This window comes from Leisingera sp. CC-HEC096 (assembly GCF_059429235.1).
The window spans coordinates 1-23551 of record NZ_JCAIJS010000004.1 but is presented as its reverse complement, the minus strand read 5'-3'; the positions used below and the strand labels follow the sequence as shown (position 1 = coordinate 23551).

At 62.0% G+C, this 23551-nt stretch carries 15 protein-coding genes and 1 pseudogene; 7 read left to right on the top strand and 9 right to left on the bottom strand.

Features of this window, described 5'->3' with window-relative positions; all coding sequences use genetic code 11:
• Nucleotides 1–71 precede the first annotated feature (71 nt).
• The gene (locus tag AC5STI_RS19830; RefSeq protein ID WP_495447983.1) at nucleotides 72–1073 is read left to right on the top strand and encodes a glycosyltransferase; all 1002 of its coding nucleotides are present in this window, start codon (nucleotides 72–74) and stop codon (nucleotides 1071–1073) included.
• Between the two features lie 10 nt (nucleotides 1074–1083).
• Here the strand turns inward: AC5STI_RS19830 and AC5STI_RS19825 are convergent, their stop codons facing one another.
• The 3 genes from AC5STI_RS19825 to AC5STI_RS19815 form a co-directional block, all read right to left on the bottom strand.
• Nucleotides 1084–2460 (bottom strand): hypothetical protein, encoded by a 1377-nt coding sequence (locus AC5STI_RS19825; protein WP_495447982.1) that lies wholly within the window; start codon nucleotides 2458–2460, stop codon nucleotides 1084–1086.
• 202 nt (nucleotides 2461–2662) lie between these two features.
• Nucleotides 2663–4075 carry a mannose-1-phosphate guanylyltransferase/mannose-6-phosphate isomerase gene (locus AC5STI_RS19820; RefSeq protein WP_495447981.1) on the bottom strand — a complete coding sequence of 471 codons (1413 nt, stop codon included), beginning with the start codon at nucleotides 4073–4075 and terminating at the stop codon, nucleotides 2663–2665.
• A gap of 540 nt (nucleotides 4076–4615) precedes the next feature.
• Nucleotides 4616–6112, bottom strand: coding sequence for a hypothetical protein (locus AC5STI_RS19815; protein WP_495447980.1), 1497 nt, complete (start codon nucleotides 6110–6112; stop codon nucleotides 4616–4618).
• A gap of 172 nt (nucleotides 6113–6284) precedes the next feature.
• Here AC5STI_RS19815 and glmU point away from each other — a divergent pair, with 172 nt between their 5' ends.
• Together glmU and glmS are read left to right on the top strand one after the other, a co-directional pair.
• Nucleotides 6285–7631 carry a bifunctional UDP-N-acetylglucosamine diphosphorylase/glucosamine-1-phosphate N-acetyltransferase GlmU gene (gene glmU / locus AC5STI_RS19810; protein ID WP_495447979.1) on the top strand — a complete coding sequence of 449 codons (1347 nt, stop codon included), beginning with the start codon at nucleotides 6285–6287 and terminating at the stop codon, nucleotides 7629–7631.
• 29 nt (nucleotides 7632–7660) lie between these two features.
• Complete coding sequence (gene glmS, locus AC5STI_RS19805; RefSeq protein WP_495447978.1) at nucleotides 7661–9478, top strand: glutamine--fructose-6-phosphate transaminase (isomerizing); 1818 nt, start codon at nucleotides 7661–7663, stop codon at nucleotides 9476–9478.
• Between the two features lie 4 nt (nucleotides 9479–9482).
• Here the strand turns inward: glmS and AC5STI_RS19800 are convergent, their stop codons facing one another.
• The 3 genes from AC5STI_RS19800 to glmM all read right to left on the bottom strand — a co-directional run bounded on the left by AC5STI_RS19800 (nucleotide 9483) and on the right by glmM (nucleotide 13593).
• Nucleotides 9483–10133, bottom strand: coding sequence for a hypothetical protein (locus AC5STI_RS19800; protein WP_495447977.1), 651 nt, complete (start codon nucleotides 10131–10133; stop codon nucleotides 9483–9485).
• 70 nt (nucleotides 10134–10203) lie between these two features.
• Nucleotides 10204–12204, bottom strand: a complete 2001-nt coding sequence (locus AC5STI_RS19795) for a glycosyltransferase family protein (protein WP_495447976.1) — start codon at nucleotides 12202–12204, stop codon at nucleotides 10204–10206.
• A 42-nt stretch (nucleotides 12205–12246) separates the two neighbouring features.
• Nucleotides 12247–13593, bottom strand: a complete 1347-nt coding sequence (gene glmM, locus AC5STI_RS19790) for a phosphoglucosamine mutase (protein ID WP_495447975.1) — start codon at nucleotides 13591–13593, stop codon at nucleotides 12247–12249.
• Between the two features lie 215 nt (nucleotides 13594–13808).
• Between glmM and wecB the strand changes: the two genes are divergently transcribed.
• Both wecB and wecC read left to right on the top strand, forming a co-directional pair.
• Nucleotides 13809–14912: a non-hydrolyzing UDP-N-acetylglucosamine 2-epimerase gene (gene wecB / locus AC5STI_RS19785; protein WP_495448050.1), complete on the top strand. Its 1104-nt coding sequence runs from the start codon at nucleotides 13809–13811 to the stop codon at nucleotides 14910–14912.
• A 34-nt stretch (nucleotides 14913–14946) separates the two neighbouring features.
• Entirely contained in the window at nucleotides 14947–16206 is a 1260-nt protein-coding gene (wecC, locus tag AC5STI_RS19780) for a UDP-N-acetyl-D-mannosamine dehydrogenase (RefSeq protein ID WP_495447974.1), read from the top strand.
• A gap of 85 nt (nucleotides 16207–16291) precedes the next feature.
• On the opposite strand, the gene AC5STI_RS19775 is transcribed toward wecC, so the two are convergent.
• Nucleotides 16292–17398 (bottom strand): peptidase G2 autoproteolytic cleavage domain-containing protein, encoded by a 1107-nt coding sequence (locus AC5STI_RS19775; RefSeq protein WP_495447973.1) that lies wholly within the window; start codon nucleotides 17396–17398, stop codon nucleotides 16292–16294.
• A 261-nt stretch (nucleotides 17399–17659) separates the two neighbouring features.
• Here AC5STI_RS19775 and AC5STI_RS19770 point away from each other — a divergent pair, with 261 nt between their 5' ends.
• A complete protein-coding gene (locus tag AC5STI_RS19770; RefSeq protein WP_495447972.1) occupies nucleotides 17660–19573 on the top strand; it encodes a calcium-binding protein in 1914 nt (637 codons plus the stop codon).
• Between the two features lie 112 nt (nucleotides 19574–19685).
• Nucleotides 19686–20678 (top strand): IS30 family transposase, encoded by a 993-nt coding sequence (locus AC5STI_RS19765; RefSeq protein ID WP_495447971.1) that lies wholly within the window; start codon nucleotides 19686–19688, stop codon nucleotides 20676–20678.
• A 280-nt stretch (nucleotides 20679–20958) separates the two neighbouring features.
• Here the strand turns inward: AC5STI_RS19765 and AC5STI_RS19760 are convergent, their stop codons facing one another.
• Nucleotides 20959–22488 (bottom strand): glycosyltransferase family protein, encoded by a 1530-nt coding sequence (locus AC5STI_RS19760; protein WP_495447970.1) that lies wholly within the window; start codon nucleotides 22486–22488, stop codon nucleotides 20959–20961.
• A gap of 157 nt (nucleotides 22489–22645) precedes the next feature.
• Nucleotides 22646–23551 (bottom strand): annotated as a pseudogene (locus tag AC5STI_RS19755) (hypothetical protein); the annotation flags it as partial.

The window sequence follows — 23551 nt, the reverse complement described above, 5'->3', positions numbered from 1 at the left end:
TGCGGGGCACAGGTTTGATGCATGGGGGAGGGGCGGCAGTGCCAAAGCTGCGCAACCGGTCTGGTGCGGCCATGAACATTCTCTGGGTCCTTCTTGGCCGGGAAGACAAGGCCAGTTCACGGGTCAGGGGCTACTGGATCGCCGAAGCGCTGAAAGCCCGGGGCCATTCGGTCCGGATCCGGCACATGGAGCGCCGTTTGCAGTATCTGTCCCTGCTGGCGGCAGCCCGGACGGCCGATGCGGTTATCTTCCAGAAGAAATACGGCCGCTATGACCTGATGGCCGCCCGCCTGCTGCGGCGGCTGGGCAAGAAGGTGTTCTTTGACATTGATGATGCGCCAAGCCGCACCCAGGCCTGCGCAACGATGCAGCGGGCAGGCAGAATGATGGCCCTGTCCAGCGGCGTGCTGGCGGGCAGCCAGGCGCTGGAAGGGCTCGCACGGCAGCACCAGAACACCGTTCACCTGGTGCCATCCGGTGTCCTGCTGGAAAACTACCGTGTCAAAACCCACAGGCCCGCAGACAGGATCTGTCTCGGCTGGATCGGCAACGGCGCGCATTACGCCGATGATTTGATCCGTATTCTGCGAAACCCCTTGCAGCGTATCGGCGCCCGGCGCCCCGTCACCTTCCGGATCGTGGGCGCCTGCGGGGTGCAGGAGCTGTATGAGGCCTTCGCGGGCATCGAGGGCGTGGCAATCGACTTCATCGACCAGATCCAATGGTCCGATCCCGGCGCCGTGGCGGATGCAATTGCCCCCTTCGACATCGGCCTCTACCCGCTCTCGCAGCATCCCTTCAACGAATACAAATGCGCGTTCAAGGCTCTGGAGTATATGGCCAGCGGCCTGCCGGTTGTGGCCAGCGGGGTGGGCGCCAATGCGGAGACTGTCCTTGATGCAGAAACGGGCTTCCTGTGCCAGTCCGAGGAAGACTGGGTGCGCGCCATTGAGACCCTGGCCAGTGACGCGGATCTGCGGGCCCGTGTCGGAAGGGCCGGGCGGACACGTGTCGAACAGCTTTACGATGTCGCCCGGCTGGCTGCCCGGCTCGAAGACATTTTGCAGGCTTGAGCTGCGGGGATTACCGTCTCGCCCTGAATTCCCGTCCGATCGAGACAAAGACGGCATGGGACTGGGCCCGCGCGCCCTCACCCTCCTCACGCATACGGTAGCGGTATCCCGTGTCCAGCGACCAGTCTTCCGTCAGCGCATATTTGTACTCGGCCGTAAAGCTGGCACGGTCGGTGCTGCCGCCGGCCTCATCGGTAACCGTATAGCCCGCCTTGAGGCCGATGCTGGAGAGGCTGTTGATGTCATGAGTATAGTCGACCAGCAGCGCGGTTCTCAGAACATTGCCGTCGTCTTCGTCGAAATCGACCCAGCGCCGCAGCTGCGCATTGATGCCGCCGCGGGGCAGCTCCTGGCTCCAGCCCAGCGACCCGATGATTTCCGATTGGCCGATGTCCGAATCCGCTGCCCCCAGCGTGGCTGACAACTCTCCGTTCGGCAGCTCAAGAGTGCGGCCGGCAGTGAACGTGCGGATGGTGCCATCGTCGGTGACATACTGTTCCGCTTCTGCGGTCACGGTGCCGTTGGGCATATCCCGCTCAAGGCGCAGCAGCGCTTCCAGGCCGCTGCTTTGCGTCGTGACGCCCAATTCCCGGGTGTCGATCGAGGCATAGCCGAGATTTGCGTCCAGCCGCAGAACCGGGTTCACCTCGACGCTCAGCCCGGCATAACCGCGCGACGTGTCGCGCCGGGTCTGTTCGGCATCCTCCGCTTCATACAGCCGGTAGCCCAGCCCCAGCCGGGCAACGGCCACCGGCGAAAGACGGAAGCGCACCTCGGACTCCGCCTCGCTGAGATCATTGTCGAACAGCTCCGGATCCGTTGTCTCCGAATACCGGAAGGCCAGGTAATCCGCGCTGAACGACGCACCCACAGGCGCATCGCGGCCCAGGTCCAGTGCAACCCCCGCGGCATAGCGTTCGCGGTTGCCCGTGCCGCTGAGCTCGTCCAGATCCGGCGGCAGATCAATCTGGCCATCGTCATCGGTAATGTCGTCAAGCGGCTCCAGGAACTCGATGTTTGACTGCAAGTAGCTGGCATTGGCCTCAAACGCCGCGTTTGCGCCCTCGTGGCCATAGCTCAGATCAAGGCTCTGATTGTCCAGCCCGGACTCCGCGCCCGGCCCGCTCACGCCCCGCAGCACGCCCCCGGCGATCAGCCCGAAGCGGTCAAGCCGGGTTTCGCGGATCAGCCCGAAAGACAGCTCGGTCGAGGTAAAGGTCGTGCTGCCAAGGCTGACAGGATCCAGATCAAGGTTGTCGCTTGTTTCCAGGCCCTGGCTGAAGCCAAACACCATTTCCGTGCCGCCGTCCTGAGCCGCAACGGGCAGAAGCCAGCAAACGTGAACCGCACCTGCCAGAATGCTGCGAGTGACCAAATACCGTTTCACCAATGCCTCAACCTTGCTTTTGTCTGTGCCTTGCCATCCCGGGCCCAGCCGCAGCTGCCGCTTGGCCCGCCCTTCGGAATGTGTACCGCTTTGCGGGCGGCCGCCCGCAGAAAAGCGGCCGCGGACCGGGATTAGTTTCCCCCTGTATTGGGATTGCAACATGCAGCGCCCCGCCGTTCGGCCGCCGCCTGTCCGGCCGCGGCTAGTTCCGGTTATAGACGTCTTCATAGCGGACGATATCGTCTTCGCCCAGATAGGCGCCGGTCTGCACTTCGATCAGATACATCGGGACTTTGCCGGTGTTTTCCATCCGGTGGACGGCCCCCAGGGGTACATAGACCGACTGGTTCTCCGACAGCAGCTTGACAGTCTCGCCCACCGTCACCTGCGCAGTGCCGGCAACCACAATCCAATGCTCCGAACGGTGCATATGGCTTTGCAGACTCAGGACGCCGCCCGGCTTGACCATGATCCTCTTCACCTGGAACCGCTCCCCCAGGCACAGGGTTTCATACCACCCCCAAGGTCGGTGAAACCGGGGGTAGTCCTCGGCCTGCGGCACGGCGGTTTTCTTCAGCACCTCCACGGCTTTCTTGACGTCCTGGGCATGGTCCAGGCTGGCGACCAGAACCGCATCCCGCATGGCAACCGCGACGACATTCTTCAGGCCCAGCCCAACCAGCCGGATATTGTCCTCTTCGCTCCGCAGCAGCGTGTTCTCGCAGCTGATCGCCGTCACCGGACCCATTTCCGACAGGCGGTCCGGCCCGTCTGCGGAGACCGCATGCAGGGAATCCCAGCTGCCCAAGTCGGACCAGTCAGAGGCCAGCGGCACCGCCACGACGTTTTCGGCCTTGCCGATGATTGCATCATCAATCGAGACCGCCCCGATCTCCTCATACGGCCCGGCGTCAAGCCGGAAGAACCCCAGGTCTTCTTCCCCCTGCGCCACCGCCGCATCGCAAAGCGCCAGCATATGCGGGGCGTGCAGCTTGTAGGCCTCAAGGATATCGCAGACCCGGAACATGAACATCCCGGCGTTCCACAGGACGTTGCCTTGCTCCAGCAGCCCGGCGGCTGTCTCCCGGTCTGGCTTTTCCAGGAAGCCGGACAGCGCAACAGCCTGCCCGGCGGCAGCCGGCTCCGCCAGCTTGAGATAGCCAAAACCCGTCTCGGGGCGCTCCGGCGTCACTCCGAAGGTGACCAGCGCCCCCTCCTGCGCCGCCTTTGCCGCCACGGCCACCGAGGCGAGAAACCCTTCCGTGTCGCGGATCACGTGATCCGACGGCGCCACCAGCATCAGCGCCCCGGGCTGGTCCTTGAGGGTCAGCGCCGCCGTCAGAACCGCCGGGGCGGTATTGCGCATGGCAGGCTCCAGCAGGATGCGCCCGTCCAAAAGCCCCAATGCCGCCGCCTGGTCTTCCACTAGAAAGCGGAAATCCTCGTTGGTGACAAACACCGGAGCATCAAATTCAGGTCCGCTCAGACGCGAGAGCACATTCTGAAAAAGGCTTTGCTTGCCTGCAAGTGCGGCAAACTGCTTTGGGAAAGCCCGCCGCGAACTGGGCCAAAGCCGTGTTCCCGAACCGCCGCACAGAATAACAGGATAAATCATCAAGCGCTCTCCAAACAACATTGTTCAGCTATCTGGAAACTATCCATGATCGATCTTTTACCCGCAAGGGTATTGAGAACATGACCGCCGTCCCCTGAAATGATGCGGTGGACGCCTCCACCGGACGGCATCGAATGTGCCATTCCGGTTTCGTAAGACCAAAACGAGGGAAGCATCCACGCCAGAGATTAGCACTTTGGCGATTGATCTTGCCAAGGGCTGTTTTCAGGTTGCGGAGTTACGGCAGACGGTACTCTTATTTTCAACGGATCAGTGCCGCAGCCACGGCTCTATCAGCTTTTGGAGAAGCGGCTGGGCACCAGACCAGGCGTTTTGCCGGTAACCTGCCTCGGCCTGCTTCCCTGAAACCGGCCCGGCGGAAGCGAGAAATTTACCGTAAAGTGCAAGGCAGGCAACGCGGAGAATCCTGGTGCGGGTATCAAGATTCAGCGCACAGCAAATCGCCCTCATTCTGAAACAGATTGATGATGGGGCGAGTGTCCGGGAGGTAGGGGCCGCCTCTGTTGTTGGGCCTGAGTGTTACTTGGGCCTGAGTGTCAGGGAGGCCTTGCGCAGGGGGGCGGTAACGCGCCAGGAAGTGCTGTTTTCAAGGTCGTGGACCCGTTCCGCATGCGCGTCGCGCAGGGTCTCGGTCTCGCCCAGCATGCGTTTCAGGGTCTCGATTTCTTCTGCAAGCTTGCTGTTCTCGCCGGCCTTGGCCTGAAGCTCCAGGCCGAGCACGGCGATATCGTTGTACCGCTCGCTCAGGGTCTGTTCCTGCTCCGCGGCCAGTTTCTGCAGTTTCTGGCGTTCGGCCTCTGCGGTGCTGAAGCTTTCCTTGAGCGTGCTGATCTCTTTTCCCAGCAGTTCCTTTTCCTGCCGCCGGGCCTCGAGTTCCAGCCCCAGGGCACTGATATCGCCATACCGGTCGCTCAGGGCCTGTTCCTGCTCCGCGACCTGCTTGCGCAGTGCCCCGCACTCGGTTTGCGCGGTGCTGAGGCTTTCCTTGAGCGTGCTGATCTCTTTGTTCAGAAGCTCCTTTTCCTGCTGATGCCGTGCCTGGCTGTCTTGTAGCTGCTGTTCCAGTTCCGCGGCAGCCTGCCTGAGGTCGAAAGCTTCGGCCTGTGCGGTTGCCACCAGAGAGGAGCGCTCATTGTACTGGGCGGAGAGCTTTTGGGCTTCGGCCTGCGCGGAGGCCAGCTCTGCTGCTTTTTCGTCCCTCTGCCGCCGCGCGATGCGCGATTCCCGGGTCTTGAAGGCAAGCCGTTCTGCATTGCTGTGAAGTTCGCCGAGACGGGCAAAAATATTGCGGACCGCCAGGTAGCCGGTCTGCCCTGGTTTCAGGCCGGCAAGCCTCTGCAGGCGGTCGTTCTGTTCGGGGCCGTGAAAAATGACGCTGGCGCGGCTCTCCAGGTCACAGGTGAAGCTGTTTCCGGTGGCGGACAGGCGGCGGAAGAAGGAGCCGTACCCCGGCGTTTCCCCGCCCTGCAGCACCACGATGATGCTGCGCTCCGACAAATGCGGCAGCCAGTTGGAGTCCAGCGCTTCAATCAGCTCCTGCGTGACGGGGCGGTTGATGAGCAGCAGATCAATCTTGCCTTCCGGCGGCAGCAAACCCTCCTTGCCGGGGGCGTCCTGCACAATCTGCGAGAACTCCGCGAAGTTTGCATCGTTGAAATCGGATTGCTTGGTCAGATCAGCCAGTTTCGCGTCCTGTTCCGGGGCGGGCTCAATACCGATGCACAGGCTGTCCAGCCCGAGTTTGTCCACCGCCTGGCACAGCGCGAAGTGCGGAACCGCATCTGCCACCCCCAGGGTGACTGCGACGCGCGGCCGGGCGGTTTCAGTCAGCCAGAACAGCAGCGGAATGTGGCAGAGGGCCGGAGAGGCTTCCAGATAGCGCGCGCGCCAGAACAGGGAGCGGCTGGCCAGCGGCATGAGGATATCCGTGCCCGGCTGCTGCACGCCGTTTGCAGGAGAGGCGGTCAGGCTGTGCGTTTTGTCCTGGTGCAGTTCTGATTGCTCGGCGGATCTCATCGGCGGACCTGTTCAATAATTATCTGGAGGGCGCTTGCTGTTTATGGGGAGAGCGTGAGAGGAGCAAGGGGGAAGGCGCGTTTTACGTGTGGTCCGGGCGGGCGGCTGGCTTGGCTTTCGTCCTGTGAACCGGTACCTGCTGAGCGGAACTGGCGTTAGAAATGGATTCGGCATGCCCCTTGCAATTGTTGTTCTTGCCGCAGGCCGCGGAACCCGGATGGTGTCTTCCAAACCGAAGGTTCTCCACCCGATTGCAGGCCTGCCGATGCTGTTCCATGCCATGCATCCGGCCGCCGGACTGCATACGGACCGCTGCGTCGTTGTTGCGGGGTTTGCCGCGGAGCAGGTTTCCCAGGCGCTGCAGGAACATATGCCGCACGCTGAAATTGTCATTCAAAAAGAACAGCTTGGCACGGCTCACGCGGTTGATCAGGCGCGCGGGGCGCTGGCGGATTTCGACGGGGATGTGATTGTTCTGTTCGGCGATACCCCTTTTATCAGGCCAGAGACGCTGCAGGCGATGCTGGACGCACGCCGCGCGGCAGCGGATGTGGTGGTGCTGGGGTTCGAGCCCGCCGATCCGGCCCGCTATGGCCGCCTGGTGCTGGCAGGCGGGCGGCTGCAGCGGATCGTCGAAGCCAAGGATGCGTCCCCGCAGGAGCTGCAGATCGGGCTGTGCAACTCCGGGGTGATTTGCTGCAGCCGGAAAAATCTGTTCGATCTGATCAGCCGGATCGGCTGCGGTAATGCTGCTCAGGAATACTACCTCACCGATATCGTGGAAAAAGCCAATGATGCGGGGCTGGCCTGTGCCGTGGTGACCTGCGGCGAAGACGAGACGCTGGGGATCAACTCCCGGGCGGAACTGGCCCGGGCAGAAGTGATTTTCCAGAACCGCGCCCGCCAGGCTGCGATGGCCGCCGGCGTCACGCTGGTGGCGCCGGAAACCGTCTTCTTGGCGCCGGATACCCGGCTGGAACGGGATGTCCTGGTTGAGCCGCATGTGGTGTTCGGGCCCGGCGTGCAGGTCGGGGAAGGGGCGGTTGTGCGCGCTTTCTCGCATCTGGAGGGCTGCCAGGTCGGCCGCGGGGCCATGATAGGCCCCTATGCCCGCTTGCGGCCGGGCAGTTCCATTGGCGACGGCGCCAAGGTCGGCAATTTCGTCGAGACCAAAAATGCCACGCTGGCGGCGGGGGCCAAGGCCAATCACCTGAGCTACCTGGGCGATGCCCATATCGGGGCCGGTGCCAACATCGGGGCCGGAACGATCACCTGCAACTATGACGGGGTGATGAAGCACCGTACCAGGGTGGGGGCAGGGGCCTTCATCGGCAGCAACAGCGCATTGGTGGCGCCGGTGTCCGTGGACACGGGCGCCATTGTGGCGGCGGGATCCGTGGTCACCCGGGACGTGCCGGCGGACGCTCTGGCCCTGGGCCGGACAGAACAGGAAAACAAGGCCGGGGCCGCAGAGCGCCTGCGGCAGCGCCAGCGGGCCCGCAAGACCGCGGCGGAATAAACGCCGAAGACACTTCAGAGGGTAAGAGTATGTGTGGAATCGTCGGAGTTCTGGGGCAGCATCAGGCGGCACCGGTTTTGATCGAAGGGCTGAAGCGGCTGGAATACCGCGGCTATGACAGTGCAGGCATCGCCACCGTGAACGGCGGCCGCCTCGGCCGCCGCCGAGCGGTGGGCAAGCTGGCCAACCTGAATGACCTCTTGGTGCATGAGCCGCTGGCGGGCACCGCAGGCATCGGCCATACCCGCTGGGCGACCCATGGCGCCCCCTCGCTGCAGAACGCCCACCCCCATGCCCGCGAGCGGGTGGCGGTTGTCCATAACGGCATCATCGAGAACTACCGGGAGCTGCGCGCCTTCCTGGCGGAGCACGGGCTGAAGGCGGAAACCGAGACCGATACCGAAACGCTTGCGATGCTGTGCGACTATTACCTGCATCAGGGGCTGGAGCCGGTGGAGGCTGCCCGCAAGACCATTGCCCGGCTGGAAGGCGCCTATGCGCTGTGCTTCCTGTTCGAGGGCGAGGAGGACCTGATCGTCGCCGCCCGCCAGGGCAGCCCGCTGGCGATCGGCTGGGGGGAGGGTGAGATGTTCATCGGCTCGGACGCTTTGGCACTGGCGCCGATGACCTCGCTGGTCACCTATCTGGAAGAGGGCGACCTCGCGGTGGTGACCCGGTCGGGCTGCGCCATCGAGGATGCCAAAGGCCTCCCTGCGGAGCGTGCCCGCAGCGAAATCGCGCAGTCGGTGGCGGCCGCGGGCAAGGACGGGCACCGCCATTTCATGTCCAAGGAAATCGCCGAGCAGCCCGCAGTTCTGGGTGCGGCCCTCAAATACTATCTGGACGGCGGCGAGGGGCAGCGGGCCTTGCAGCAGATCGACTTCAGCCGGTTCGACCGGGTGGTGATGGTGGCCTGCGGCACCGCCTCGCTGGCCTGCCTGACGGCCAAATACTGGTTCGAGCAGATCGCCCGCCTGCCGGTCGAGGTCGATATCGCTTCAGAGTTCCGCTACCGCGAGCCGCCGGTCTCGGAGCGCACCCTGGCGCTGTTCGTGTCGCAATCGGGGGAAACCGCTGACACCCTGGCGGCGCTGCGGTATTGCGCGGGCAAGGCCGGCATGATCCTGTCGGTGGTTAATGTGTCCGAAAGCTCAATCGCGCGGGAGAGCGGCCTGGCGCTGCAGATCCATGCCGGGCCGGAAATCGGGGTGGCCTCCACCAAGGCCTTCACCTGCCAGCTGGCGGTGCTGGCGGCGCTGGCGCTGGAGGCGGCGCGCCAGACCGGGGCGCAGCCGACGGGGCTGCTGCAGGATTACGAGGCGCAGCTGCGCCGCATGCCCAGCCAGGTGGCGGAAGCCCTGGCCTGCGAGGCGGAGGTGCGCGGCGTGGCAGCGCAGCTAGCGCGGTTCAGCCATGCGCTGTTCCTGGGCCGCGGCGCGCTCTATCCCCTGGCGCTGGAAGGCGCGCTGAAGCTGAAGGAAATCAGCTATATCCACGCCGAGGGCTATGCCAGCGGCGAGCTGAAGCACGGCCCCATCGCGCTGATCGACGAGGAGATGCCGGTGGTGGTGCTGGCGCCGCATGACGAGCTGTTCGGCAAGACGGTGTCGAACATGCAGGAAGTGATGGCGCGCGGCGGCAAGATCGTGATGGTGAGCGATGCCAAGGGGCTGGACGCTGCCGCTGACGGCATATGGCAGCCTGTCCGCATGGCACCGGTGCCGGGGCCGTTTGCCGCCATCGCCTATGCGGTGCCGTTGCAGCTGTTGGCCTATCACACCGCGGTCGAGAAAGGCACCGACGTGGACCAGCCCCGCAACCTGGCGAAATCGGTGACGGTGGAGTAGGGGGTTACCAGGGGAGGGTAGTCTGGTGGTAGAAACCTTCCCCTTGCCCGTCATGAAGCGACCCGGCTGCGAACTGTTTAATCAGAAAAGAAAGCTGAGACTTGCTTGTCATGCCAGGTTCGATATCAAAATGAGCCAGACGGCCAACAAGCTTTGAAGGCCGGACAATCATCTCAACTTCTTTATAGAGCGGCCGGACGCCATAATCGTCAAAAAGCACCGTCATGGGCTGGGTGCAGCGCAACATGATCATCGCCAAACACGCATTGCGCAAACGGCCGTCTATCAGGACCGTATCCGGGTGGCGGAAGAAGGGTTCCTCCCAGACATCGAGAGGGTAGCGGAAAAACGTTCTCCAACTCTCTGAGGAGAGTGGCCGCCCCCAAGGGCCGACTGGCCCGATCTCCGTATGATAAATGATCGCTGGTGACGCAGGATTGGAGGCGTCGATCTCCTGCTGAAGTTTCAGTGCCCATTTTTGGTCGCTTTCGACGCTCATGGTGAATTTTCCGGGCAGGCTGGCAGCAATCCGCGTGGTGCCGCCGGATCCGTATTCGAGGATCACCTTGGCATCCCGGTACACTTCCGTGAGATAAGCGATCTCTTCGTCAGGCATGAAGGGTTTGGTCGAGTCGCCGATTTGAGAGGTTTCCATGTTGGTACAAGCTCCTCACGTGTGCCGAAATCTTTTTCGGCCCCTACTAAACAATAACGCCGGCATTTCGTTAAACTGTCCAGTCCTCGAAATTCTCCTTGCCGCCAATAATCTTTCCAGTGCGCTCGAAAATGTCATTATCTGCCTCCCAGGTATGATGTGATACATCTTTGGCGCGATAGTTGATGAAATTGAAATGATCTGAAGAGTAGATCTTGGCACCTGCGGCATGAGAGCGGCGTAGAAAATCACTATCTTCTCCCCGTGTCTTATCACTGAAACGGATCATGTCGTACCATGATCTTTTTATGACCATTGTTGCACCTGCTACAAAATGCGTATGCACGTGCTCACGTCCAGGATGGCGTAGTATCAGCTTGTCACATTCTTCTAACCAAACCGGAAAACTCCATTTCCCTACAATGTCACAGTTGGCAAAGTCAAAGCACATGACTTGGTCCGCCAAATAGTTCTCAAAATAGAAGTCGTCGTCATCAAATTTTGCGATGTATTTTCCTGAGCTATGCTGGATTGCCTGATCGAGTTTTGTACCCAGCGTCATTTCTGACGGAAAAGTCAGCACACGGCAACGTTCAACATTTTCGGCTGCGCGCACTCGTTTCTCGATTTCATTCTTTTTATCTTCTGTCCATGTATCCGTGAAAGCAAAGATCACCTCCATCCTCACGTTCTTTTGACATGCGATGTTTTTGACAATACGGTCAAGGAAATGGGACCGTTTCGTGGCCAGAATAACTGAAATAAGGGGCTTCTCGAGGGGAGCTGAACCGCCGAAGACAGTTTGACGAACAATGTCGCCAAGGTGCTTGTACTGGTGCTTGGTGACCACTTCCCGAATTCCGCGCTGGCTTGTTTTGAACCAATGGCGCTCATCTGTCAGCAAGCGCTCGGTAGCTTCATTGGCTTCACGAGAATTAGCCGCCACCTGTACAATTCCATCAAACTGCGCTTCAATGGCCTGAGAAGGGGCTGAAATAACTGGAGTTCCGCTCGCCAAAATTTCGTAAACCCGACGCGACATCATCGTTTCAGAATTGATAATAGTATTAACGTTTAAGAACGCTTTGAATCTCCTGTACAGTTTGGTGACTTCGTCAAAACCAACAGCGTCGCGAATGAAGGGGTGGAATTTTTCCGGAAAATAATACCTCGGATTGCCCAGCTTTGACATTCGATCATAAATTACACCATTATGGTTTACAATAGGATCCAGAATAAAACCCATTTGCCGGTTTCGTTCTTCATGACCCTCGGAATAGTAGGAACCGGCAAAGCATATCGTTTCTTCTGGTTCGCGATAGCGGCCCACGGGATTACATAGCTCCAAATTGGCGCCAAACGGCAGAGCTGTTACCGTTTTTGCATCCGTGTCCGCCTGGTATTTTGCAATCATATTGGAGTCGGTTGTGAAGATATGATCCGCTTGCTTCATGATCGGTAGAAATCGGTCATAATGAAGTGGATCCTCCTTATTCCAGATCGCTAGAGGAAGATCTTTGCGTTTTTGAATAATTGATATTGCTTTCACAAGTTTTTTTGCATTAGCGTGTTGCAAACCTGGGGAGGTAAAGGCATACTGCCATGCGTTATTATTCCCGGCCCATGCGCTTTCCAGAAAGACAAAGTCAGCCTGTTCGTTGCATATCTGTTCTTCTGCTCCTTCCCGTGAAAGAGGCTTCAAATGGAATTCTGTTGACCAGTTCAGGTTTGATATTTCATCAAATATAGATAGCGCGGTTTCAGCCCCCTTCTCACTTTTTGGCTTTATCTCCTGAATCTTGGCGCGAAGGCGGTCGCGGGCTTTAAATACCCGGCTCCTCAATTTAGATTTTTCTGGAAGATTCGCTTTTAAGAGAGACGCCATACATGTGCTTGCCAGACGCCAATCATTGCGATTGAAGGCGTCCTCAAAAGCGCTCTCAAGAACGTCCACGTTTTCTGTTTCAGATGTGATACTTTTCTGAAACAGGTGGTAGGACGATTGTGTTCGTCCGGCCCTCTTAAGCGTTTGTGCTGCGTAGAGAAGGCCGATTATATTTGTTTGGGTCATAGTGATTTCACTGCTCTAGAGTAACATTCGAACGAGGCACGCTTATACATTCCCTGTGGCTGTTATGGCTTGAGAAAGCTCATTAATCACTTTCTGCAGCAGCGCCTCATCCATGCTCTCGCCCATCACCCGGATCAGGGGTTCGGTGCCGGACTTGCGGATCAGCAGGCGGCCGCTGCCATTGAGGTCGGCCTCGCCGCGGCGGATTGCGTCCTGCACCGCGGCCTGGTCCAGCGGGTTCTGACCCGGCGCGTAGCGGACGTTGTGCAGCAGCTGCGGCACCGGTGTGAACTGGCGGGTCAGGCGGCTGGCTTTCTCGCCGGTTTCCTTGAGCAGCGCCAGCACCTGCAGCCCGGCCAGCAGCCCGTCGCCGGTGGTGGTGGTGTCGGTGATCACGATGTGGCCGGATTGCTCGCCGCCCATGTTGAAGCCGCCCTGGCGCATTTCCTCCACCACATAGCGGTCGCCCACCGCGGTGCGGCGCAGGGTGATGCCCTGGTCTGCCAGATAGGTCTCCAGGCCGAGGTTCGACATCACCGTGGCCACCAGGGTATTGTGGTTCAGCTGGCCTTTGCGGGCCAGGCAGGACGCCAGAAGCGCCATGATCTGGTCCCCGTCCACCACCGTGCCGGTTTCATCCAGCATGATGATCCGGTCCGCGTCCCCGTCCAAGCAAATGGCTAGATCGGCGCCGGTTTCCAGCACTGTCTTTGCCGCCAGCCCTGGGCTGGTGGAGCCGCAGCCTTCGTTGATGTTGTAGCCGTTCGGAGCCACGCCGACCGGGATGACCTCGGCGCCCAGTTCCCAGAGCACTTCCGGCGCGGCCTTGTAGGCGGCGCCGTTGGCGCAATCGATCACGATTTTCAGCCCGTCCAGCCGGGTCCGGCCGGAGATGGTTGTCTTGGCATATTCGACATAGCGGGCGGCGGAGTCGTTCAGGCGGGTGACCCGGCCGAGGTGGTCCGAGCCCGCGGCGCCGGCGCCCGCTTCCAGAATGGCCTCGATCTCCTGTTCGGCGGTGTCCGACAGCTTGAAGCCGTCGGGGCCGAAGAACTTGATGCCGTTGTCGTGATGCGGGTTGTGGCTGGCCGAGATCATCACGCCCAGATCGGCGCGCATCGAGCGGGTCAGCAGGCCCACCGCCGGCGTCGGCAGCGGCCCCAGCGCAAAGACGTCCATGCCGGCCGCGGTGAAGCCGGCGGTGAGGGCATTTTCCAGCATGTAGCAGGAGCGCCGGGTGTCCTTGCCGATCACCACCCGCCGGGTCTGCGAGGTGGCGTTGAAATACTGGCCGACGGCGGCAGCGAGCTGGACCATGAAGGGGGCCGTCATGGGGCCTGTGTTGGCCCGGCCACGGATGCCGTCGGTCCCGAAATACTGTCTTGTCATCGCTGCTGATCCTCTTTATCTGCTGTTCTGCAGGCCGGTTCCGGGCCGGTTTGTCCGGCTTTCTACTAGCGGCAGGACAAACACTCTGCAATCCGCGCGGCTTGCTTTTGCGCAAAACCCTGCCAGAAAAATGCCAGGTTGTAATTCAAACCAGAGTTGCTAAGAGGTCCGCGTTTCCTGCGCGTCTCAAAGAGGGCCTGAAGTTGAAAATTCTTATGGTATTTGGCACCCGACCGGAAGCCATCAAGATGGCGCCTGTCGTCAAAAAATTGCAGGCAACTGAAGGGCTTCACGTGGATGTGTGCGTGACCGCACAGCACCGTGAGATGCTGGACCAGGTTCTGCAGCTTTTTGACATCACGCCGCGATTCGACCTGAACGTGATGAAGCCGGGTCAGGATCTGACCGATATCACCTCCAGAATCATTTTGGCGTTGCGTGACGTTCTGAAGGAAAACCATTACGACCGGCTTTTGGTTCATGGCGACACCACGACCACAATGGCGGCCGCGATGGCGGCCTTTTACGCGCAGGTGAGCGTGGGTCATGTCGAAGCCGGGCTGCGCACCGGAAATATCTATGCGCCCTGGCCGGAAGAGATGAACCGCATGCTGGTAGGCCGGATGGCGGACCTGCATTTCGCCCCCACCGAAACGGCCCGCCAGAGCCTGCTGGCCGAGAATGTGGCAGACAAGAATATTGTGGTCACCGGCAACACGGTGATTGATGCGCTGCAGCAGGTGGTGGCCCAGTTCGGCAATGCCCCGGCGCTGAATGAAGCGATGCAGGCCCGCTTCCCCTTCCTGGAAAAGGGCAAGCGGATAATCCTGGTGACCGGCCACCGGCGGGAGAACTTCGGCCAGGGGTTTGAGAACATCTGCCATGCGCTGCGCGGGATCAGCGAAGAGAGCGATGCGCAGATCGTTTATCCGGTGCATTTGAACCCCAATGTGCAGGAGCCGGTGAAGCGGATCCTAGGGGATGCCGCAGCGGTGCATCTGATCGAGCCGCAGGATTATCTGCCGTTTGTCTGGCTGATGCAGCGGTCGCATTTCCTGATCACTGACTCCGGCGGAGTGCAGGAGGAGGCGCCGAGCCTCGGCAAGCCGGTGCTGGTGATGCGCGACACCACCGAACGCCCGGAAGCGGTCGAGGCAGGCACCGTGCGCCTGGTCGGGACCGATCCGGAGAAAATCCGCAGCGAAGCGCTGCGGCTTCTGAACGATGCGCAGGCCTATGACGAGATGGCCCGCGCCCTGAACCCCTATGGCGACGGCAAGGCGTCCGAACGGATTGCCGCGGCACTGACCCGCGACTGAGCAGAATTTCAAAAACCCGGATAATGAGGACAAGATGTTTGATCGTATCTCTATGATTGGTTTGGGCTATATCGGCCTTCCGACTGCCGCCCTGTTTGCCGCCCGGGGAGTTGAAGTCATCGGCGTCGATGTCTCCCCCAAGGTGGTGGAGACGATCAATGCAGGAAAAATCCACATCGTTGAGCCCGAGCTGGACGGGATCGTTCACAAGGCGGTCACCGATGGCAATCTGCGCGCAACCCTCGAGGCAGAGCCGGCAGAGGCATTTGTCATCGCCGTGCCGACCCCCTTCCGGGAAGGCTATGAGCCGGACTTGAGCTACATCCAGTCGGCGGCCAATATGATTGCGCCGGTGCTGAAGGCAGGCGATCTGGTGGTGCTGGAAAGCACCTCGCCGATTGGTGCCACGGAGCAGATGGCTGCCTGGCTGGCCGAGGCGCGGCGGGATCTGAGCTTCCCGCAGGATGCCGGCAATGAGGCGGATGTGCAGGTGGCGCATTGCCCCGAGCGGGTGCTGCCCGGCCATGTGGTGCGCGAACTGGTGGAAAATGACCGCATCATCGGCGGCATGACCGAGCGCGCCAGCGAGATGGCGATTGCGATGTACAAGAAGGTGGTGCAGGGCGACTGCATCGTCACCGACGCCAAAACGGCCGAGATGTGCAAGCTGACCGAAAACAGCTCGCGCGATGTGCAGATCGCCTTTGCCAATGAGCTGTCAGTGATCTGCGACAAGTTCGGCATCGACGTCTGGGAGCTGATTTCGCTGGCCAACCGCCACCCCCGTGTCAATATCCTGCAGCCGGGCGCGGGCGTCGGCGGCCACTGCATTGCCGTAGACCCCTGGTTCATCGTCGCCTCCGCCCCGGAGGAGGCCAAGCTGATCCGCGCCGCCCGCGATGGCAATGACGGCAAGCCCAAATGGGTGCTGCAGAAAGTGCGCGACGCGGTTCTGGACGTGCTGGCGGCGGACCCCTCCCGGTCCATGGCGGATATCAAGGTTGCGTGTCTGGGCCTGGCGTTCAAACCGGACATTGACGACCTGCGCGAAAGCCCCGCTCTGGGGATCACCGCGGAACTCAGCAAGCTGGGGTGCCAGGTGCTGGCGGTGGAGCCGCATATCGATGCGCTGCCTCCCAAACTGGGCGAAGGCGGTATTGTGCTTTCGGACCTGGATCAGGCGCTGGCCGCTGCTGATGTGGCTTGTGTGCTGGTCAAGCACTCTGCCTTTGCCGGCCTCAAGGGCAAGCTGCCGGAAGGGGTGAAGCTGATCGACGTGGTGGGGCTGGCGTAACCCGGGCTGCTTCGCGGCAGCTGGCTGCCGCACAGCGGGCCGCGACTGCAGTTGTGGCCCGCGGGCCAAGGCTCCGGCGGGGGCTTCACCGCACCAGCCATTCCTCCACCTGCTCCGACACCGCGCGCATCCGGATCCAGCCCGGCGCTGCGGGCTGGCCCTGGCGCAGCCGGAGCTTGCCCAGAAAACCCGCCAATGCCCATTCCGGGCGTTCTGAGCGCGGCACATAAGGCCGCCCGGGATCATAGGCGGGGTTCTCCTGCAGCTGCCCCGCCGCGTCGCGCAGCAGGCCGCCATAGGCGTCGCGCTGCCAGCGGTGTTTCCATTCCCCCAGGTCGCCGGCGCCAATCACTGCCGGGCTGGCGCTGATCACGCCGATGGGCGTCTCGCCGGTTTCAGCGGGGCGGATCCGGTCCCCCTCCAGCACCACGCTGAGGCCGCGGCGGTCCTTGGCGTCCGGGTTGCCGTCGGCCCATTCGAACCATTCCGCGTAATCGGCGCCGCCGCCGGACCAGGCGCCGGAGCAGCTGCCGTTGCCGTCTGCCCCAAGCCGGAAACCGGCGCTGCCGCCGCCTGCCAGCAGGTAGTCGCCGCTGCTGCCCTGGATCTCCAGCTGCGCTGCCGGGCTGGCGGTGCCAAGGCCCGCGCGCCCGTTTGGCGTGAGCGCCAGCGCGGTGCTCCAGCTGCTGCCATCGGCGGAGAGTTTCACCGAGAAATCGTCATTGCCCGCCAGCCCCATCTCGGCGCGGCCGCTCCAGCCCGATTGGAACAGCAGGGAGGCGGTGTCGCTGCCGGCGGCCTTGTTCACCTTGAGCTGATGGCCGGCCCCGGCATGGGTCAGCAGTGTCGCCGGGCCGGACACCGACAGCGGGTTGGCGGCATCGGCCGCGGTGCCCACCCCGACCCGGACCAGATTCTGGGTTTCGGCAGGCGGCAGCACCCAGGCGCTGCCGTCCCAGACCCGCAGCTCCGCATCCGCCAGGCTCCAGGCGCGCCAGCCGGGCAGGGGGGCAACAAACAGCCAGCCCTCGCCCTGCCAGACCGCGATCCTGCCGGCATGACCGGCCCAGGCCGCCTGCGGCGCCGCCCCCAGCGCATCCAAAAGCTGCAGCGCTTCGTTGTGGGTCACATGTTTCTGCGCCTGGGAGGGCATCAGATAGGGCAGAGCGAGGATCGGCGAGGACTGGGTCATGGGAAGCGGGCTCCGGCAGTGGCGGGAAACGGGATCCGCGCCAGAGTGCCAGAGCCGGGTCAAGCGGGCGCTAACGGGGCGTGCGCCGGGGACGCAACGGCTGCAGGCGGGGGCGCCTGTTCCTGCCCCGTTCCCGGCCTGTTCGCGCAATTGTCGTCAATCTGTAAACAATATCCCTGATTTCGCCCGTTTTGCTTCCCGCTTTGCGCCCGGCGGCCCGGTCACGTTCAGCCCCGGATCGCAAGCGCAAAGGAGCGGGTCATGGCACTGGCATTCACCGGACGGTTCGGCACAGAAGATCTGATTTTCGGCACCGGTCTGCGTGATCTGGAAATCGCGGTGCAGGACGGCCAAGCCACGCTTTATGCCATCACCGGCCTGAACGGCGGCATCAGCCGCTGGCGGCTGTCCGGTGACGGCAGCCTGCCGCAGCTGGCGGGCCAGCAGCTGCATGGCGAGGCATCCTTGCGCACCGGCCCGTTCCAGCTGGCCGGGGCGGGCGGTGCGGTGCGGCTGGTGCAGGGCCAGACCAGCCAGGGCGAACTGACCTATTATGAGCTGTCAGACGGCGGCAGCCTGGGCGGCCAGCAGCGCGAGGCGCTGGCAGGCGCGGATGCGGGCGGCTTTGGCGCGGTGGCGCTGCTGGAGCTGGCGGGCGGCAAATCGGCGTTTTACGCGGTGGGAGCCGCCAGCGGCGCGCTGCAGGGCTGGCAGCTGGATGCGGCGGGCGGTGTGCAGGGCGCTGCCGCTGCCGCGGGCAGCAGCAGCGAATACCGGCTGGATCCGGCGGCGCTCTTGGCCACGGTGCAGGCGCCGGGCGGCCCGGTGCTGCTGGCGGCGGATGCGCAGGGCCTGCACAGCTACCGCGCCGATGCCGCCACCGGCGCCTTGAGCCCGGCCGCTGATCTGGGCGCGGCGCAGGGGCTGTCCATCTCCGGCATCACCGCGCTGGAAAGCTTTGTGTCCGGCGGCAAGGCCTGGGCGCTGATCGGCGCCGCGGGCAGCAGCTCGCTCACCCTGGTGCAGGTGGCGGCGGACGGAGCGCTGCGGTTCGGGACCCAGCTGATGGACACCGCGCTGACCCGCTTTGGCGGCGTTGCGGCGCTGGAGGTGGTGGAGGCGGAGGGCCATCTCCTGGTGCTGGCGGCGGGCAATGACGGCGGCCTGAGCCTGTTCACCCTGGCGCCGGGCGCGGGGCTCATTCACCTGCAGAGCCTGGAGCATGTGCCCGGGCTGGGGCTGCAGAACGTGACCGCGCTGAAAGCGGCGGTTGCGGGCGGCGCGCTGCAGGTCTTTGCCGCCTCCGGCGCGACAGGCGGCATCAGCCAGTTCACCCTGCCGCTGGCGGATCTGGGCGATGTGCGGCTGGCGGCGGCGGGCACCGCCCGGCTGGGCGGCAGCGCCGGCAATGACGTGCTGGACGGCGGTGAGAGCGGCGCGGACATTTCTGGCGGGGCCGGCGACGACGTGCTGGTGGCAGGCGCCCGCGGCGGCGAACTGGACGGCGGCAGCGGCGCCGATGTCTTTGTCATCAACCCGGCGGCCGGAGCGGTGACGGTGCGCGGCTTCATCCCCGGCGAGGACCGGCTCGACCTGTCGCTGTTCGAGGACCTCCGCAGCGCTGCCCAGCTGGACGCGCGGGGGCGCAGCTTTGGCATCGAGATCGAAGCGGGGGAGACCCGGATCCTGCTGCTGCAGGAGGGCGGCGGCCGGATGGAGCTGGAGGAGGTGTTCGGCCCGGCCCTTCAGTTTGCCTTCCCGGAGCGCCAGGCCCCCGGCGTGACCCTGCCCGGCGGCGGGTTTTACGGCGGCCGCAGCGGCGACCGGATCGCGGGCACCGGCGGCAACGACCTGCTGGACGGGCTGGCGGGCGGCGACCGGCTGAGCGGCGGCGGCGGCCGTGACACCCTCAAGGGCGGCGGCGGCAAGGACAAGCTGACCGGGCAGGGCGGCGCCGATGTCTTTGTCTTTGCCGGCGGCCACGGCCGCGACACGGTCACGGATTTCGTGCCGGGCACGGACCTGATCGGCCTGGGCGGGGCGGCGGCGGATGGATTTGACGGCCTGGAGATCAGCCGGGCGGACGGCGGCACGCTGATCGGCACCGGCTCGGGCAGGGTCTTCCTGGAGGACCTGCGCCCCGGCCAGCTGGACGCGGATGATTTTCTGTTCTGAGCAAAACTTTTTGCATAATATTGATTATAGGTTTCTATAATGTACGCGGGGCACATTCTAGATTGGGTTGCGACAATTCCCCTATCTTGCTGGAAAGCAAGGAGAATGGAAGATGGCCCACATAGAGCTGGATTTGCGTGAACGGCGCGCAATTGAGGATATGCTGAACGCAAAGACGCCCGTGAGCAAGATTGCGACTGCGCTCGGCAGGCATCGCTCTACTGTCTACCGCGAGATCAAGCGCAACCGCTTTGAAGACCGTGAACTGCCATATCTGAACGGCTACTACGGTGTGAACGCACAGAGAACCGCGGCCGCCAGACGCATGCGCCGCCGCAAACTCGTGCGATTGAAAGAACTGCGCAAAGCAGTGATCACCCAATTGAAGGAAGGCTGGTCGCCTGAGCAGATTGCCGGCCGTCTTTGGTTTGAAGGTCAACCGGTGCGCGTGAGTCACGAGACCATTTACGCTTACGTCTATGGCCCCGATGGCCAATCCGAAGAACTGGCGCGCCACCTGCCGAGCCGGCGCAAGAAACGGCAGCCGCGCTATGCGCGCAGGCCGCGCGACCTTGTTTTCCCGCCGGAGCGCTCCATTCATCAGCGCCCGGAGCACGTGAAGTCCCGCGAGACATTCGGCGAATGGGAAGGCGATCTGATGATCTTCGAACGCGCCCAGGGCAATGCCAACGTGGCCACGCTTGTAGAGCGAAAGACGCGGTTTGCCGTCTTGTTCAGAAACCAAGACAGAAGCACCACACACCTGATGAACCGGCTGATGGACGTCATGGAACCCCTGCCCCAGCCGGCGCGGCGGTCCATCACCTTCGACAGAGGGATCGAATTCCGGAACTGGCGCAAGCTCAAGCCTGGGATCGGAACGGAGGCGTGGTTCTGCGATCCCCAGGCGCCCTGGCAGAAAGGATCCGTCGAGAACCTCAACAAGCGGGCGCGCCGATACCTGCCACGGGATACGCCTGTGGCCGCGCTCTCAAATCGCTCAATGAAGGCGATTTGCGACCGCTTGAACGGCACACCCAGAAAATGCCTCGGATGGCGCACACCGGCTGAAGCCTTCCGGGACGAACTCATGAAGCTAGGATAGCAGGAAGCGTCGCAACGACCCTTGAGCCTCCACGGGTGCGCGCTACCCCCAACTGCGACTCCTATTAGAAACCAAAGGGTTATATGCGGATGCCTCTCAGCCGTGGCATCACGGCGGTCCCGGGTCATGACCTGAAAATGATTTGGGACCGCGTCAGCACACACACCGAGAAAATGCTTGGGTGAAAAACGCCCGCTGTAATCTTCCTGGAAGCGATAATGGAAGAAATGGGGTGCGCCCCTACCCTCACAGGCAATTGGAAGCGCGGGTCAGGTATCTCTCACATCCGTTCAAACAGATGCCATGGCCCATATGCACCGCGGAAGGTGACTCCTTCCATATCCGCAGTCTGCGCGCGCAGCTCCTTGTCCTGCAGGATCACGTACCGGATACCGCGGTCAGCAAGCAGGCTTGCTCCCGCCGCCGGATCAAATTTGGGCGCGATATACTTGGCATAGATAGCTCTCCCTTCCGGCGTCTCTTCAGCCTGCCAGTAATCCTTGGCCCCGATATAAAGCGCAATGCTGACAGGGTCGTTTCCAGTTGTATATTCCGTGGCATCAGGACGGTTCAGGGCAACCACCACGTCAAGAAAGAATACCTTTTCGCTATCAATGAGAACCCGTGCCGTTGCTGGGTTCACGTCGTTTCCAATAGCGTTGCGCAAGGCTAGGATGTCCGCGTCGAAATGAAACGGGGAGGCCAGCCGCCGTTCGACCAGTTGCCACCCGTTCCATGCCAGGCTCGCAACCGACAGCATAACCCCGCCCGCCAAGACCGGTAGACGGAGCATAACGCCAGCCTTTCGAGCCAACCACACAAGCGCCATTGCGGAAAACGGAATCAACTGGCTGACCCAAGCTCCTGCGATACGCCAGGGAGCGGCTAAAGGATTGCTGGCGGTCGCCACGGCTGCAAGGGACGCAAGCCCCATACCCAGCACTGCGACCGCTATCACCGCGCGCGTGGACGGCAGGTACCAAAACGCCCCAAGACTGGCGATCAGCCCAAGGATCAAGGCAGACTGCGACGCATCGCTCAGGAAGCGCAGAAGATGTGAGTTGCGCAAGATTTCCGTCCAAGATGTCCCCACCGAAATATTCTGGTCGCGAGCGACGGTAATACCGCTCAGATCACCGTAGTGGTAGAAGGACAACCCCACCCACAGGAGCGGAAAAGCCAGTGCAATCCCGACAGCCAGAAACGCAACCGCCCTATCCGCTCGCCCTGCAGCAGTCTGCTGCCACAAAACAAAGGCAATGAAGGCGAGAGAGACAAACCAGCCCTCAAACCTGACCGTTCCTGACAACATGAACATCAGTGCCCCGAAAACCAGCGCCCCGCTCTGACCGCGGCCCGTATACCGCGCCACCCCATAAGCGCCCCAAAGAACGAAACAGTTGAAGAAAATCTCTGACATCGGTGCCACGGAGAGCAGCAACCGATGGTGTAAGAACACCGCGAGAATGGCCGACACCAACGCCACAAGCCGATCCCCAAACAACTCCAGGGCGAGTGCGGCCACGGCCCAAAGACTCAGAAGACCAAAGAAAACCGCCATCTCACGCGGGCCATAAAACAGGTCCGGATGCACCTTGAGCCACAGCCCCACGGCCACTTGGTAGAAGGGGGGCCAGATATAGGGTTTGAACGCGTTTCCCCAATCCAGCCCCTGCGCAATGAGTGCCCGCGCACTTTCGTCTGCAGAAGCCGCGGCAAAGCCTAAATGGAGAACACCTATCTGGAGAACGATTGCTAACAGACTGCAGATACCTATGCCCCAAAACAAAGTTGCGCGTGAAATTGTCATATCTGCTCCGTTCGATTGGCCTTGCTGCGGGGCGAAAACCGAAATTGAAACCAAGATGCCGCTCCGTCCGGCGGCCACGGTAACTGCGCGGTGCCTATGCGGTCCCGGCTTTTAGGTGAGAGATCATAACCTTTGACGAAGCACGTGAACCGAGGACTCAAGCCGCTCCTGTGAATAGAAACTCGTCCCCGCTGAGGCTCAGACCGTAGACATCCTTCACCACACCGATCAACTCGTCCGGCCCTCCCTGCTCCCCGGCCAGCCAGATAGCCGTGCCAGAGGGCAGCCCCTCGGCATCCTCGGTCAAAACGAAGTCCTGCACCGCACCGGCTAAGCTGATGGCATCTCCGCTCGAGAAGTCCCAAATATACGCGTAATCCTCAATTCCGTTCGTGCCGGCATCCCCATCGTCATAAAAGACCGTGTTGCCGTCCCCGAAAACGAACACGTCATCCCCCCCATTGCCCAAGAACACATCCAGTTCGCCCTGCCCTGGCAGCGGGCTCGCCGCATCGACGGCGGACAGGATCTCGTTCCCCGTGCTGCCCTTGATCACATCACTTCCCTCAATCTCGGTGACTGTGACGTCATGGAAGGTCACATCATTGAGATGAGCCAGGAGTCCAAAAGATCCCGTTGCGGGCGCGTCAAAGGCGATGGTCTCGTTCATCAGCCAGCCGGTTGGCTCGGGCGTCCCGTCTTCCCAGACCTTCATCTTGTAAGTCCGGTCGATAGTGCCCGACTGCTCTACCCGAACGGTAAAGTTGAACTTTACTCCTTCGGTCAGCGCATAATTCGTGGCTCCGATATTGTTGTATATCTCGAAATGAGGGGTCCAAGAATGACCATTGTAAATCAGCAGGGTCGAAGGCTCCCACCCCGTTTTAGGCTGCCAGCCCGCTACCGGATCGTCGGTATGCCCGTTCCACCAAGGCACAAAGCCGAAGCCACCTCCCACAGTGAACAGTTCATGCGGGGTGACAGCAACCTGGACCTCGAAGAAGTCCCAGCTCTCATCCCCCATGACCACTAACCGGTCGTAGCCGGGATCAGCAATCCGTAA